Here is a 15,327-nt window from a genome sequence, read left to right as displayed (position 1 = left end):
TCCACCCAAGTACTAAAGCGGCATCAGCGCCCGTTGGCACTTGGGACACACTGCATGGATGGTCATTTGACAGTCTAAAAGATGAAAACCTTCTTTTTGAGCAGTTTTCGACCCAATTTTTAAAATTGAATCATTTTTAAACTCAATAGTTGAGTTGCATCTAACACAAATTAAGTGATGGTGGTGATGAGGATAGGGCTGGTTGATTTCATAATGCTTATGTCCCTCGCCCAGTTCTAATTCCCGTAAAATTCCCATCCTTGCCATCAACTTTAAAGTCCGATAAATAGTTGACAGACTGATCCCTTCACCATCAGTTTCGAGCCGATGATAAAGATCCTCCGCACTCAGATGTTCACCTTGCGGAAGTTCTTGAAAAATGTGTAAAATTGTTTCGCGCTGAGGAGTTAATCGCCAGCCTCGTTCATTCAGTTCTGCCTTGAGTGAAGTAGTTGTGTAGACAGTCATACTAATATTTCTCAACAAAGCTTGTTAGTTGAGAATATAACAAATCTTGGGAGCAATTTGCAACAATCATTGCCTATTGAGAATTCTTACTAAATATTTAAGAACAATTCATCAAATCTTGAGCAAAATTCAAGTAATAAGCTGTAGTGCATTTAATTTGCATACAGCTAATAGTTAGGATACTTATAACCATTGCATCCCTTGACGTTGAATTTTGCCTAAGTTAAATTTGAATTGTCTAGTTACTCCCCACCTTCAAGATATCTGAGCAAAGATTGGGGAAAACTTTTATACAGTTTAATGCTAATTATTTGCTGTAAGCCTATAAAAGGCTTTTGACCTGGGGATCAAATCAGCCTTTTGTCCCTAGTCATTTGTCAAGTGTAGTTTTCTAATGACAAATGACTAATGACAAATGACTAACTCAGAGACTCCAAATAGTCGCGGATGAGGTTGCGGCGCTTGGGTTGACGTAACTTTTGCAAAGCCTTGGATTCAATTTGGCGGACTCGTTCGCGCGACAAGTCAAGAGCGCGGCCAATTTCTGCTAAAGAATAAGGATGACCATCTGCCAAACCAAACCGCATCAAAATTACATCACGCTCCCGGCTAGTCAAATCTGACAGAAGATGATGCAAATCTCTTTGTAAAGATTCTCGCATTAACATCTCTTCTGGAGTTACACTGTCGGTTTCGAGTAATTCACCTAACTCAGTGTCTTTATCCTTACCAACCTTGGTTTCCAAAGAAACGGAGCGAGGAACCCGCAACAAAACTTCTCGTACTTGGGTTGGTGTCATCTCTAACTCAGTTGCTAAATCCTCTAAAGTCGGAGTGCGACCTTTTTCTTGAGCAATTTTGCGTTGAGCCTTTTTAATTTTGTTTAACTTTTCGGTGATGTGAACCGGTAGACGAATCGTGCGACTAGAAGTAGCGATCGCCCGTGTAATTCCCTGACGAATCCACCAGTAAGCATAGGTACTGAAGCGATAACCCTTAGTTGGGTCAAATTTTTCTACAGCCCGCTCCAAACCTAATGTACCTTCTTGGACTAAATCCAACAATTCCAAACCACGATTTTGATACTTCTTAGCAACAGACACAACTAAGCGAAGATTCGCCTTAATCATGTGTTCTTTTGCTTGGAGTCCTTGGGACTGAACTTGCTCCAACTCTTCTACAGTCAACTTGGCAATTTCAGCCCAGCGACGTTTGCCATTTGCCAAAGTTGGCCTAAGATCGGATAAAACTATATCAGCAGTAGCAGCCCATCTTTCCAAAGAGGGGCGATGTCCTAGTTCCGAGGTTAGACGTTCTTGAACTTCAACTAACCTTAGATAGGGCGTAATCACTTCATCCCCTTCCTTGGCAGCCTTAGCAAGTACTATCCGCATCCGCAAGTAGCGTTGGACTTTTTGAGCTTCTGAAACCTCTTCATCGCGCCCCAACAAGCGAACCCGACCAATTTCTTGAAGATATAGACGTACTAGGTCTGTACTCCGACGGTTGGTGCTAGCAGCAAAGTTAGCATTATTGTCAACAGAAGCTAGCTCTAGCTCCTGTAAATCATCTACCGATAACTCACTGTCATCAACCGTGAGATCCGAGTCCAAAGCCTGGCTAGACTTTTTGGTGTTGTAGGGGGCGTCTGTATAAAAAGATGTTGCTGGCATAAAGATCGTCTCAATGGCTCCAGGTAACAATAGATTTCGGTCAGCTTAGATTACGGTCAGCTATTCAACTGTTGCTATTGTTCCCGCGATTAACGATGAACTAACATGGTTGAACGTTCCATTACAATTTTTTTAGAAATTAACTGTAATGGTTTTATTGGATACAGGATTACTGAACTTAATCCGCTGCTAAACTTTTGATTAAACCAATAGCTATTAAATCCACAGCTAGGCTTTCAATATTTCAACTACTTAGTTAATATTTCAACCTTGATGGTTCTTAGATAGTAACTTTTGTAACACAGTATAAACATCCTTCAGTGAATGTCATCTTTATAATTGGCATAGTCACATTTACATGGCTGCAAAAGTAATATCCTGACGATTTAGCAATTTTTTCTCAGGATTATTCAGGTATAAGTAGAACTAATAGATATCGGGGAAGTGATTAGCATTAACGGCAAAAGTTCTCTCGATACGGAGATAGAAGATGCGGATAAATTATCAAATACCCTCTCCGTGTACCTGCGTCGTCTTCTATGTCAGTCTTGACGTGCCAATTTCAACTTGACAGACTACTAACTAGTAGTCCATCAAGCTAAGGAAAGCTTGTTATGTAGTAAGCACTTATTGAGCCAGCAAGTTGATTTGACAGACTACTAACTAGTAGTTGTACTCTGGCTTGATATCTCGCAACATCAGTTCATCAAGTGCTTGTCCGGGTGTGATTTCGCCTTGAAGTAACCGATAAACTTGCTCGGTAATTGGGACTGCAATGTTTTGTTGCTTGGCTCGTTGCATCAAAACTCGGCAAGTGTTTACTCCTTCAGCCGTTCCTTGTAAATTTGCGAGAGTTTCTGTAAGTGACTTACCACAAGCTAGCTGATAGCCGACTTGGTAATTGCGACTTAAGGGACTATTGCACGTTGCTAACAAATCTCCTAGACCTGATAAACCATAAAATGTTTCCGTCTTTGCACCCCAGTTGTTGCCGATGCGAACCATTTCGGTAAGTCCACGGGTGACTAAAGCAGCTTTGGCATTGGTTCCCAGTTGTAAACCATCGCACACACCAGCTGCGATCGCAATCACATTTTTCAGTGTTCCCCCCAGTTCTACGCCCAAGGGATCGGGATTCGTATATACCCGGAAACGATGAGAAGAAAATACTAACTGCACTACTTCCGCAGCCGTGGGGATGTTACTGGCTACCACCGTGGCTGCCGGTAATTCCATTTGAATTTCTTTTGATAAATTAGGCCCAGACAAAACAACCACTGGATGGTTAGGGAATACTGTTTGCCAAATTTGTGAAGGCGTGCAGGTAGTTTGGGGGTCTAAGCCTTTCGTCGCCGTCACAAAAATTGTCTCTGGAGAAAGGGGGAAAGACTGGACTTGGGAAGCAACATCTCTCACACCAATCATTGAGATAGCAGACAGGATTATTTGGACATCTTTTAAAATTACTTGAAGACTTTGGGAACCTTGACGCGACCACACACGCACCTGATGACCATTTGCAGCGGCGAGATTTGCTAGAGATGCACCCCAAGCACCTGCACCCAGAATTGCAACGGAAAGTTTTGTGTTGGAGTACATCTGCTCACTCATAATTCCTAATTCTTAACTCCTAACTTTTGAGCGTGGGTAACGTTCCATCAATTCTCTAACTTGTTCAGCATGATAGGAGCTTCTTGTCAATGGTGAAGAAACAACTTGTAAAAATCCGATTTCTTCACCGAATGCTTTCCAGTCAGCAAATTGTTCTGGATTGACAAATTCGTTTACCTGCAAGTGTTTTTGACTGGGTTGGAGATATTGCCCAATGGTCAAAATATCGCAATCGACAGTTCGCAAGTCTTGCATAACCTGGCGAATTTCGGCATCAGTTTCACCGAGTCCAACCATAATGCCAGATTTAGTGTATGTGCTAGGAGAAACTTGACGAGTGCGCTGCAATAATTCTAATGTGCGATCGTAGTTTCCTTGGGGACGCACCCGGCGATATAGGCGTGGAACAGTTTCGGTATTGTGGTTTAATACCTCTGGCGCAGCCTGTAGTATTAACTCTAGAGCATTCCAATTACCGCATAAGTCAGGAATTAGCACCTCAATTGTGGTGTTGGGTGAAACAGAGTTAACTGCATCAATACACGCCATAAACTGAGAAGCACCACCATCAAGTAAGTCATCTCGGTTTACAGAAGTGATGACTACATGGTTAAGGTTCAAGCGGCGAACAGCTTGGGCCAGTCGTGTAGCTTCCGTGGGGTCTAGTGGTTTGGGTTTTTTCTCAAAATCAATATCGCAGTAGGGACAAGCGCGTGTACAAGCCGGGCCCATAATCAAAAACGTAGCAGTCCCAGCGTTGAAGCATTCACCAATATTCGGACAGGACGCTTCCTCGCAAACTGTATTGAGGGCTAAATCCCGCAAAATTTCTTTAACGTTACCGATGCGCTCACGCCCAGGTGCTTTCACCCGCAACCAGTCTGGTTTTACAGTCACAATCCGCTTTTACCACTAGAGTTATACAAATTTAATCCTAGCAAGCAAAGCCTTTGATGAAGCGATCGTATATAGATGTAATTCTGCTATTTGGTACAGGTTATGATATTCTTAATTTACAATGCCATTTTTATGGCGGGATGTGGCGCAGCTTGGTAGCGCACTTCGTTCGGGACGAAGGGGCCGCTGGTTCGAATCCAGTCATCCCGATTTATGTACATTCGCACATTATATGTCGCTATTAGCAAATTAGTGTCGCTATTCGCACATTAATGTCGATTTTCCTGTTTTTTATAGGCAATTTAATTATGCTAAGTTTTCGCAAATTAGTGTCGCTATTTTGATTAATTGGAGTTGACTTCATTGCGTTTCTAAATATAATTCCAAAGATCATAAGGCTCCCGAACGAAGTGCGCCTTTCAACCCTCCTATTTAAAAATATATCTATGAAAGTGTAACAAAAACAGCAATTAGCAAAACAATAAACACAAGTGAATAAAACTTTCCAACCCACCCCTAGCAGGAATGGTTGTTAAAACTTTTTATTGGTTTTTTTGCTATCGCGCACTGGCAACTTTCAACCCATCCCTAGCCGGGATGATTGTTGAAACCCGCTCCTTGAGCTATAGCAGCCGACAAAGGAAACGGTTGCTTTCAACCCACCTCTAGCCGGGATGGTTGTTGAAACTCAGGAGTGCCCCTTAATATAGGCAATTGTTGCTTTCAACCCACCCCTAGCCGGGATGGTTGTTGAAACTCTACCCGTCTAGAACCCTTGCTATAAAAGCTTTCCATACACATAATTTGGCAGGTCTGCTTAAAAAGTCTCGAATTGCAAATTAAAAAACTAAATGCATTGACACACTAGTTTCTTAAGTCAAGACTGGATAAGGGTTTTAAAGTTTTGGCGGGACTCCAGGGATTTTGCCCCCGCTTTGACACGCCAAAAAAATATTTGGAGGGTTCCCCCGACGAAGGGGGTGATTCAGTAGCCACCACTGTGGTAATCCACACCGTTATGAATAACGACTATGGCTAAAAGCCTTACTTCTTATTGCTGGGAGCGCACCTATCCTGTCTTGCGACAGCAGCATCAGAAGCGGGCAGCTACCAGGGTCAGAAAGCATGACGGTCTGACAACCGCCAAACTAACCCAGATTTTTCACAGTACATTGGCTCAAAAGAGCATGAACTGCGGCGCTGTTATAAAAATATTATATTTTCTAGGTTCGGATTAGTAAATTAAATTTAAGCGGCTTGACGTTCTTGGTAAGCAAAGACGGCTAAATTTTCTGCTTTTTCTTGTGAACTACCTTTAATTGGCTGTGTACCAATTTCAGTAGAAATTCCGACTTTTGCAGCTTGGGATTTAATACTCTCAATTAATCGACTGTAACTCCAGCGATGAATGCTCATACGATATTCTTTGGCATATTTTTGTTGAGCTTCCTTGTAACCAGGACATTTCTTCTCTGCTCTGGATTGGATTTCGCTACTGATTTGCTCACGCATATCGCGGAGTTTTGGGATAACTATGCTGTCTGCTTGATATGTTTTGGCGATCGCAATAATTGCATCTGCTAATAATCTTATCTATATATTGCCCTAACTCTGATTCACCAAAGGAGTTTGGCGCATTCTGTTTCTGAGCTTTGTGTCGTTCGTGAGATAGGCGTTGCTGTTGTTGTCGCTGACGATTGAGAAGATTGTAGTTTTCACCAAGTAGTTGTTTGACGCTGCGATAAGCTAGAACTTCATTTTTAACAACATCTACCACCGCTACTGTGACTGGCTTTTTTAGACCAAAACTAACGCCAACTAGGATTGAGGGTTGACCTTGATAATTAGGCTTGCTGGGACGAGGGAAAGGGTTATTAATTCGATCTAAAGTTTCTAACCACTCTTCTCCTGTCAAATCTCTACCTTTCGGTATGCGGCTTTGAAGTTGGTCTTTTAATCGCTCAATTCCTATTTCCTTTTTGCGTCTATTTCTAGTAAATTCTTCTGGGTCTTCGTCGAGTTCACTGATTTTACACTTATTTTTGAGCAGATATGCGAGAGCGCAACGAGTAAGAGGGTCTTCTGTTTTTCTGTAAGTGTTTAAGAGAATTTGAAAAAGTGAAGATTTTTTGGACTTTGTAGATTTTTTAGTCTTTTTGCCCTTTTTCTGGTTGCTATTCTGCTCGGACTGGGGGGTAAATTTGGTAAGAATTTCGGTGGCTTTAGTACGAATTACGTTTAAGCTACATTGACTTTCTTGTTCGAGTTCTAGATCGCTTTTGAGCATTTTCAGCCAACGCTCTTTCCCTTCTATTTGGTACTTTCTGCGTTTTTGTAACGCAAACCAGGATTTATATACATAATCCACTAAAGCGATCGCTGAGGTGTAAAAGCGCCCAGGTTGACCAGCAAAACACTCTTGGTTTTGAGGGAGTTAACAAGTGTTTTGAGTAATTCAGTAGGTATTTTGCCTTCTTCTAGCCAAGTTTCAAATCCTGGGTGCTTTCCTACCTGTAGCAACAATTCATTGATAAGTGGTGTATTTTTTTCAGCCATAAGTTTCCACAGTTGACGGAGAGTGTCTTCTTCCGCAACCAAGGCTCCTTCTGGACGTTCTTGAATATTTGAACCTAGATAACCGTAAAATCCCGACAAAAAATCTGTGTTGATAGTCCCAAATCCACGTTCTTCAATACCACCTTCTGGTGGGCGATCGCGTAAATGGCACTCAAAACCAAGTTGAAAACCAATTTGCTTCAAATGCTCAGAGCGAAAATCCTTCCCGCCATCAGTAAATAGGTTTTCTGGAACCCCGTAAGTTCCCCACTCGCAATAAAGTTTATATTCCGAACTATACTGCTTGCGTAACATCGCATGACGCATAGCTAAAGCGACTACCAGAGAACTAGGTGGATCAAAACCTAAATAGATGCCCATAATGCAGCGCGAATAGCTATCTGTAATTTTTGTGAACCAAGGACGTGCCAAAGTTTTACCGTACTGGTCAACTAGCATGACATCCAATTTTGTATGGTCGCACTGCCAAACATGGTTACTATGATGTACATCGAGCGTCTGACCATCACGAGTTTGATGGGAAACTCTCGATCCACGCCAACCGATATTTCTTACCTTTTGCTTCTGCTCTTTACGTTCAATAATTGGGTTAAGAACGCGATAAACCGTCATGTGGCAGGGATATTTCTCTAAACCTAGCTGTCCGGCTCTAATCTGAACTCGAATTGCGACTTGAGCCGGTGTCATTTTTCTACCGTCCTTGTTACCTTCTTTATAAGTTTTGACGATAAAATCTTGCCAACCATCATCAATCCGATAAGCACCTTTATCAGATCGTTCGGCTTCAGTAACGCCTGATAACCCCTGTTCTTGATATTTTTTGACTGTCCGAACTGTCTTGCCAAGTTTTTCTGCGGCTTGCTTTAATTTAATTCCGTAGGTTTTGCGATCGCATGGCCCAATCAGACTTTGTAATACCTCCACTCTCAACTTAGCCTCTGCCGAAAGTTCAGTAACAATTACATTGTTTTCTTTTGCATCTGCACTCTCCGAAGTTTTATCAACCTGATCCGAGCGATCATGCAAAAGTAAAGATTCATCAACCTGATTGGAGTTTGGAGTTTCACCCATAAACAAACTTCATAGCTTGAAACTAATTGATTAGGCAATACAGCAAGTCTCTCTAAGAAAAACCAAGTTTACAGATTTAGCTTGCATCGAAATGAAGCCGGAATAGGAGTATGACTTCGCAAGTAGAGAGAAACAATAAGACATTAGTATATATATGTCTTATTTATTACTTATTTTTGTTTACATACTTAATACTATTTTGTTCCAAAAAGCGACATTTAATTTTTTATGTCTATCTCATTTCAGAAAAACGACACTTATTTCGTTATCTATAGTCGAAAATTTTTTTAAACTGTTTTTTGAAAAACGACGCTTAAAATGTTATGTATTCAATTTACGACAGTTAATTAGTTAAATCATGAATGGTATTAAGTTTAGCCTAAAAAAGCTATATACTTTATTCTGTAAGACTTATAGCTATTTTATATAAACGACATTAATTAGTTAAGACGACAAATAATTAGTTATTCGACAAGAGGATTGAGATTAGGATTGACGCTCTCCAGTTCCGTCGTAAATTTTTCAATTTCTGCGGCTAAGGTTTTGTCTAGCTGCAAATCGGTAATGGGAGAACCGTTGCTCTTACTTTGAATATTCTCAAGCTTTGTTTGTAATTTTTCTTTAATTAAAATTTGGTTATTCAATACTTAAAGATTTCCCTTTACATATCCTATTTCTTTAGCTCAACTTTTATGCACTTCCCGCATAAAAGTTGAATTATCTAGATGAGATTAGTCAATTAGTTGTGGGGTGGGAATTTGCGTATCGATATCTGCTTGGGAAAAAGTAGGGAGCAACCAGCTACTTTCACCCGCCTTGAATACTTTCGCAGGTTCAACATTCAATTCAATTGCACCAGTGGCTGGATTGGTTCTAGCAAGAGACTGTGTGCCATCGACAAACTTAACGGCGATTGGTTCAGTCAGTTCTTGTGGTTGAGCATTTGGGCCTAAAACCACTTGAGAACCTGCGGGTAAGTAAATACCATCGCAATCCCAATCATCATCGGTGATTGTTCCTGCGCCCAGGAAGTAGAGTTGGGTTGGAGATTTTTTTGGTTTATTGGCATAGACAGCCAAAGTCTTTCCAGTTTCATTGCGGCACTGCGCCCGCTTTCTAGCTGTTTCCATGACATTTTTCTGAGACTGCAATTGTGCCAGTCGTTGCTGGAACTGCTCAGGTGTATAGCCCGCTTGCTCAGGTGTATTCTTTACAGTTAGAAGTTGATTGAGTGCCTGAGTTACCTCAGCATAGTCAGCCCCCTTAGTGAAATCCTTACCTGCCCAAGAGGGTTGAGCAATTAGCATGTTCACCATCAATACGAGCGCAACAAGAAGAATTTTGAGAAACTGCATATATTTCTCCTTTTTTGAAATTAGTGTTCAGTACCACTGAAACTTTACCAGATTTCAAATCCTTGAAAATTTCGATCGCGATCGCACCAACAATACCCATAAGATTAATTAATAATCTTCTCCTCAATGTCTAAATAACTTGTAATTTGTAATCGCCTAAAAGTTGCTAAGAGTTAACTATTCGCTGATGGCCGATGTCAAACTCTTAACTGAGTAACGGCGATATTACCGGAAAAACATACATCTACATCGCTGCCAGGAGTGCGATCGCGTTTGCCATATTCCCCTACATAATAAAAATTATCACCTTCAATTCGATAGTTCACGGGCAAAGGTTTGGTACAGGCTTGGCAAAACACCACTTCAGGATCTGGTTCTCCTGGTTGCAGATGTGGCAGATTCACATTCCAGAAGCTTCCTGTTTCTAGGGGACGCTTGAGTAAATCCGCTAAAACTTCAGCAGTGAATTTGGCAGCTAGATCCCAATCAAAATTCTGCTTGGCTTTGCGATACTGAGAAATGGCAATTCCGGGAATACCGTGCATCGCGGCTTCTCGCACAGCTGCCACTGTGCCAGAAATGTAGGCATCGACTCCTAAGTTGCCCCCGGCGTTGATACCTGAAAGTACAAATTTGACATCTGCGTGAATTTGTGTTATTGCAATTCTCACACAATCAGCGGGAGTACCTGCGATCGCATACTCAGTCTCAGAACGTCGCTGGAGGTTGATAGCACGAGTAGTAGTAACTTGATGTCCACAGCCAGACTGATGATCGGCAGGAGCAGCGATGATAGAATTTTTGCCATTTACAGCTTTGAGCAGCGCTTGGATACCAGGGGCATCAATGCCATCGTCGTTAGTTAAAAGTATAGTCATGTATATATGATATTGATTTAGCTAAAATATCAGAAAAATGCAGATATCAACCATCACATAGACATCTACAGCAGAATTCAGAATGGGCTACGCCCCGCTGCGCTAACAGAATTCAGGAGTAAAATATGCTTTATAGCTCAATACGGTTCAGTTAAGGCTAAAACTCTTTGTCAAAGTCAATTTTTTTTACGAACCACAGAGGCGCAGAGGGCACTGAGAGAAGAAAGCAATGCTTAACTGAACTGTATTGCTTTATAGCTGGGTAAAAGACTTAGCTTGTCTACCTCACCTACTTGAAATCTGCTGTATATAAATTAAATATGCATTGTTCAGAACCCTTGCAGAGACCTAGTAGTATAAGGTCTTGACATTCTTTTTCACTCAGATATCTAATGAGTACGTCAGGAAAAGCTACTCGCAGATATGAAAATATATGGCGTTGTTGAACCAAAATATGAATCATGTGATATCATTTCTAGATGGTTTGCAAAATTCCGCCCTAAGCATTTGGGTTAATTCCCAAAATGGGCGGTATTTCTTGTGACTAGTAAGGGGTTTAGCGTCAGGTTAATGCTTGCAACCGCCTTCAGAACAAGTTTGTGTAATCAAAAATCCCGTACAATATACATATTTGCTGGGAATATCAGAAATTTCACACTGGAGAAAATCGGGAAAGAGGTGATTTTTGCAGTGGTTCTGTAGTATTTTTGGTGCAAGTCTGTCTTAGGGATCACACGATGAAACAGCTCCTCAAACAAGTTTTTAGCAGTCAAAAACACCTCATCCGGCTAATTCTACCTTTGGTGACGGTTATTTTCGCAGCCTTGGTGTTTGCTACACCTGCTTTAGCCACAGGTGTGTATCAAATACCCAGCCTGGCAGCAGGGAATGACACCTGGGTTTTAGATCAAGGTGAAGTCATCAGCCGTATAAATGAAGGCAAGATTAGCAGCGCTTTTAAGGATTTGGCAAAGCAAACAGATAAGGAAGTCAGAATTGTTACTGTTCGCCGCCTCGACTACGGTGAAACACCAGAAAGTTTTACTAAAGAACTGTTTAAAAAATGGTTTCCGACAAAAGCAGCCCAAGCTAATCAAACCTTATTGGTTCTTGATACAGTAACCAATGGTACTGCCATTATTACTGGGGATGAAGTCAAGCCAATGCTTACTGACTCTATTGCCGAGAGTGTAGCTACTGAAACAGTAAGTGTACCGTTACGCAATGGTGACAAATACAATCAGGCATTTCTCGATGCCAGCGATCGCCTTGTCGCCGTTCTCTCTGGCAAAGCCGATCCAGGGCCACCCCAAATAATTGACAATGTGCAGGTTGGAGGCACTTTCAAGAAAGCAGAAGAAACCAACCAAGGTAACGCTACTGCTTGGGTAGTAGGATTGTTAATTGCTGCCACTGTTATCCCAATGGCAACTTACTATATCTATCAGATAAATCAGCCCTCTTCTAATGGGTAATGCGGGAGTTAGGAGTTAGGAGTTAGGAATTTTTAACTCTTAATTTTTAACTCCTCACTCCTAAATTTAATCCTGAACATACTCTCGCCCTGTAACTAAAGCCACCTCAGCCCGGACAAATTCTCGGCCCAAATAAGCTGCATGATCTAATTGAGTTACCAAAGTAGGCTGAGTTTCTTCAAAAATTTTCACGCAAAGTTCTTTCGCCGTTCTCGCGCTAAAAACTGTTGTATGAGTTCGTTCTACCTTTTGTCGCGCCGGAATTACCTTTCCCGTTTCGGGATCGACAGCTAAACCGCGATCGTCAATCACATTTGTAAAATGCTTGGCATAAATTAATCCTGCGTCTCGATCTAAGTAAATAATGAAATATCCACCGGGATCGAGGTCAATATGACGCTGGGAAAGTTTATCATCAATCGCGGCTAAATCTTCAACTATTAAATCCATAAGCATTATAAAAAGAAATTTTCTTTTTTCAGGGTTTTTACACTCTATATCAAGTGTAATTCCTATCCTCCTTAGTCTTCTTGATATCTTTCAGATATTTTTGATTCCTTTTACTTAAAAGAAAATTAAAGAATTAGACTCAATTATTCCGAATAGTGCCATCTGGCATGATGGTGTTACAAAAAGTAATGCGACGCAGACTAGATCCTTCCAAATTGGCTCCAGTCAAGTTAGCTTCACACAGATAAGGTCAGCGTTAGTCATGTTAGTAACTCTGAGGTTTGCGTAAGACAATCTAGCACCTCTGAAATCGGCTTCGGTCAAATCCGCAGCATCGAAACAGGATTGAGCCAATCGGGTATTGACGAACCTGGTACGCTTCAAGATGGCACGCTCAAAAGAGAACTCGTCCAGCTTATTTCCACTAAAGTCAGCACCACTCAGGTCAATCCCCGATAAATCCCCGCCCAACTTGACTCCGGCAAAGTTTTTTTCTCCAGCAGCATATCTTCTAATCAACTCATCACGATTCACACGATCCATGAATATTTTCCTGAACTTATTAGGACTTACGCAGTGATGTTACGAAAGTAGTTCCTTTTCCTCAAGCATTTTTCTCACTAAATGGCAACTCTGCATTAATTGCCTCAATCTGCTGTTGTTCGAGTTGATTCACTTCTTTAATATAGGGAAGTAAAATTTGTCCTAAACGATTATTGTAAAAGCGGTGCAAACTGTGATTGGGCATAGCGGGGAAACCACGGCGTTTTTTGTGACGCCCACCCGCACCAGGGTCAAAAATTTGGATACCGTTAGCGATCGCCCACTCAATCGGTGCATAATAGCAAGCATCAAAATGTAAGCAATCTATTTCTTGAAAACTTCCCCAATAGCGTCCATAGAGTTTGTCATCTTTAAATAAACAAAAAGACATTCCTAAAGGATGAGAATTATCTTCCTCGCTATATGCGGCAACAAACAAGACTCGATGGCGATAATCGGTGTGTAGCTGCTCAAAAAATCTCCGTGTGAGATACTTGCTACCCCACCAGCCAAACTTATCACAGGTGTCAGCATAGAATTGGTGCATTAAGGGAAACAAAGACTGAGGAATTTGATCCCCACTCAGCGGTTGCAATCGTAAACCTGCTTTTTCTACAGCTTTGCGTTCCCGCTTGATATTGCGGCGCTGATTAGCGTTAAACACCTTCAAGTAATCATCAAAAGTTTTAAAATCAGCATTTTCCCAGATATAACTGTGGTGCAGCCAAGTTGTAAAGCCATGCCGTTCTAGCATCGGACGCCATTGGGGATCGACGTAGAGAAAATGACACCCAGAAATCCGATTTTTGGAGCAAAAAGTGTCAATTTCATGGACCATCAACCCTGTAATTTCATCCTCATCTTCTCCTGGGGCGATTAAGAACCGATAACCTTCCGCTGGGGTAAATGGTGTCATTCCCAGCAATTTTGGGTAATATTGGACTCCGATGCGATCGGCTAACTCTGCCCATTGGTGATCGAAAACAAATTCACCAGAACTATGTCCTTTAAGATAAAGTGGCGCAGCAGCAATCAGCGTTTTATCTCGCCACAATGTCAAGTGATTTGGCAACCAACCAGTTTTAGCGGTAACACTCTGGGAGGTTTCGAGATTATTCAGCCACTCCCATTCTAAAAATGGCGTTTTGAGTGGCATTGCCAAAGCATTCCAGGCATTTTGGGGTACTTCAGCGATTTTGTTCGTCCAAACGACAGAATAGCGAGGCTTAATTTGTTCCACCATCTTAGGGGAGTAGGGAGTAGGGAGTAGGGAGTAGGGAGTAGGGAGTAGGGAGTGGGGAGTGGGGAGTGGGGAGCAGGGGGGCAGAGGAGACAAGGGGGACAAGGGGGAATTATTGAACAAGTCTCTCCCTTGTCTTCCCCCTCTTCCTTGTCTACCTTGTCTCTTCTCCATGCCCAATGCCCAATGCCCCATCCCCAATAAATAACTTAACTTAGCGTAATCTAATCTGCTGGCCGTTGCAGGCGATAGTGTAAAAACACTTCTTGCTCAACTGTCTGAACTTCTATAAGTTGTAACTTGGGAGCTAAATCGGGTAAAAATCCTTTCCCTGCGACAGGTGTAGGTGCAGTATTACCACCTAAAATGAGCGGACAGACTGTTAGCCATAATTCATCAATTAAATCAAGTTCCAGCAAGGAAGCGACTAATTCACCTCCACCCAAGACCACCAAGCGTGTTATATGTAGAGTGGCTAGTTGCTTCAAGGCTGCGAGAATGTCAATTTCTCGCGTCGGTGTTTCAAAAACCAGAATCTTCTCAAATTCTGTAGGGTACTCCTGTACTCCGATTCCCAAAGTTGAGTGAAGCATCTGTAAGCGTTCTTTCCACGAAAATTCTCCTGCTGTTGTGGTGAGTAGCCAGCGTCTAACTGGTTGCTTAAAAAAGTGAATTTCCGGATTAAGGTTTGCAGAGTTTGTAATCACTATATGAACTGGTTGGGGAGGCTTCCCTCCTTGCGTCCGAAGTTGGACTAGAGTTGGATCGGTTACAGTAAGTGTTGTTCCATAAGCGTCCAAAGTCCTAGAACCGAACAAAACGGCATCAGAGGCAGCAATTTGTTTTTCTAAGTGTGCTTTATCAACCCTTGAGCCAAACCGAGCAGGCGATCGCTTAAAATCTGCTATCTTGCCATCTGCACTCATTGCTAAAACAACTGTAGTATGAGGACGATGTTGCAACATTAAATTGATTTGATAGTTTTAATATTTACTTTTAGTGGTGTGTAGATTCTCAAAAAACCATACCGACAAGCTACTGTTTTATCATTTCACTACTGTATTGATATGCAACAAAAATCGCTTCTAC

At 41.7% G+C, this 15,327-nt stretch carries 13 protein-coding genes, 1 tRNA gene and 1 pseudogene; 2 read left to right on the top strand and 13 right to left on the bottom strand.

The window, feature by feature from the left end; genetic code table 11:
* Window positions 1-12: 12 nt before the first annotated feature.
* The 4 genes from HWQ43_RS21445 to lipA all read right to left on the bottom strand — a co-directional run bounded on the left by HWQ43_RS21445 (window position 13) and on the right by lipA (window position 4,649).
* Window positions 13-468 (bottom strand): Fur family transcriptional regulator, encoded by a 456-nt coding sequence (locus tag HWQ43_RS21445; protein ID WP_012407750.1) that lies wholly within the window; start codon window positions 466-468, stop codon window positions 13-15.
* Between the two features lie 419 nt (window positions 469-887).
* Window positions 888-2,141 carry an RNA polymerase sigma factor SigC gene (sigC, locus tag HWQ43_RS21440; RefSeq protein ID WP_292737820.1) on the bottom strand — a complete coding sequence of 418 codons (1,254 nt, stop codon included), beginning with the start codon at window positions 2,139-2,141 and terminating at the stop codon, window positions 888-890.
* A 663-nt stretch (window positions 2,142-2,804) separates the two neighbouring features.
* On the bottom strand, window positions 2,805-3,740 hold the full coding sequence (locus HWQ43_RS21435) for an NAD(P)H-dependent glycerol-3-phosphate dehydrogenase (protein WP_292737893.1): 936 nt from the start codon (window positions 3,738-3,740) through the stop codon (window positions 2,805-2,807).
* 24 nt (window positions 3,741-3,764) lie between these two features.
* On the bottom strand, window positions 3,765-4,649 hold the full coding sequence (gene lipA / locus HWQ43_RS21430; RefSeq protein WP_292737818.1) for a lipoyl synthase: 885 nt from the start codon (window positions 4,647-4,649) through the stop codon (window positions 3,765-3,767).
* 136 nt (window positions 4,650-4,785) lie between these two features.
* Between lipA and HWQ43_RS21425 the strand changes: the two genes are divergently transcribed.
* A tRNA-Pro gene (locus HWQ43_RS21425) sits at window positions 4,786-4,859 on the top strand.
* A gap of 1,038 nt (window positions 4,860-5,897) precedes the next feature.
* On the opposite strand, the pseudogene cas12k reads toward HWQ43_RS21425, so the two are convergent.
* The 4 genes and pseudogenes from cas12k to surE form a co-directional block, all read right to left on the bottom strand.
* Window positions 5,898-7,271, bottom strand: a pseudogene (gene cas12k, locus HWQ43_RS21420) (type V CRISPR-associated protein Cas12k).
* Window positions 7,272-8,761: 1,490 nt separating this feature from the next.
* Window positions 8,762-8,941, bottom strand: coding sequence for a hypothetical protein (locus HWQ43_RS21410; protein WP_292737817.1), 180 nt, complete (start codon window positions 8,939-8,941; stop codon window positions 8,762-8,764).
* Window positions 8,942-9,028: 87 nt separating this feature from the next.
* Window positions 9,029-9,652 carry a hypothetical protein gene (locus HWQ43_RS21405; RefSeq protein WP_292737815.1) on the bottom strand — a complete coding sequence of 208 codons (624 nt, stop codon included), beginning with the start codon at window positions 9,650-9,652 and terminating at the stop codon, window positions 9,029-9,031.
* Between the two features lie 197 nt (window positions 9,653-9,849).
* On the bottom strand, window positions 9,850-10,530 hold the full coding sequence (gene surE / locus HWQ43_RS21400; RefSeq protein ID WP_292737812.1) for a 5'/3'-nucleotidase SurE: 681 nt from the start codon (window positions 10,528-10,530) through the stop codon (window positions 9,850-9,852).
* 737 nt (window positions 10,531-11,267) lie between these two features.
* Between surE and HWQ43_RS21395 the strand changes: the two genes are divergently transcribed.
* Window positions 11,268-12,005, top strand: coding sequence for a TPM domain-containing protein (locus tag HWQ43_RS21395; protein WP_292737810.1), 738 nt, complete (start codon window positions 11,268-11,270; stop codon window positions 12,003-12,005).
* A gap of 66 nt (window positions 12,006-12,071) precedes the next feature.
* Here the strand turns inward: HWQ43_RS21395 and HWQ43_RS21390 are convergent, their stop codons facing one another.
* From HWQ43_RS21390 to HWQ43_RS21370, 5 genes are all read right to left on the bottom strand, one after another.
* Complete coding sequence (locus HWQ43_RS21390; RefSeq protein ID WP_292737808.1) at window positions 12,072-12,455, bottom strand: DUF4346 domain-containing protein; 384 nt, start codon at window positions 12,453-12,455, stop codon at window positions 12,072-12,074.
* A 139-nt stretch (window positions 12,456-12,594) separates the two neighbouring features.
* Window positions 12,595-12,669: a hypothetical protein gene (locus HWQ43_RS21385; protein ID WP_292737891.1), complete on the bottom strand. Its 75-nt coding sequence runs from the start codon at window positions 12,667-12,669 to the stop codon at window positions 12,595-12,597.
* Between the two features lie 11 nt (window positions 12,670-12,680).
* On the bottom strand, window positions 12,681-12,998 hold the full coding sequence (locus HWQ43_RS21380) for a pentapeptide repeat-containing protein (protein WP_292737806.1): 318 nt from the start codon (window positions 12,996-12,998) through the stop codon (window positions 12,681-12,683).
* 61 nt (window positions 12,999-13,059) lie between these two features.
* Window positions 13,060-14,241 carry a GNAT family N-acetyltransferase gene (locus tag HWQ43_RS21375; protein ID WP_292737804.1) on the bottom strand — a complete coding sequence of 394 codons (1,182 nt, stop codon included), beginning with the start codon at window positions 14,239-14,241 and terminating at the stop codon, window positions 13,060-13,062.
* A 221-nt stretch (window positions 14,242-14,462) separates the two neighbouring features.
* Window positions 14,463-15,203, bottom strand: coding sequence for a RibD family protein (locus HWQ43_RS21370; protein ID WP_292737802.1), 741 nt, complete (start codon window positions 15,201-15,203; stop codon window positions 14,463-14,465).
* Between the last annotated feature and the right edge of the window lie 124 nt (window positions 15,204-15,327).

This window comes from Nostoc sp. JL31 (assembly GCF_017114965.1).
Classification (GTDB): domain Bacteria; phylum Cyanobacteriota; class Cyanobacteriia; order Cyanobacteriales; family Nostocaceae; genus Nostoc; species Nostoc punctiforme_A.
This window is presented reverse-complemented; position numbering and strand designations above follow the sequence as displayed.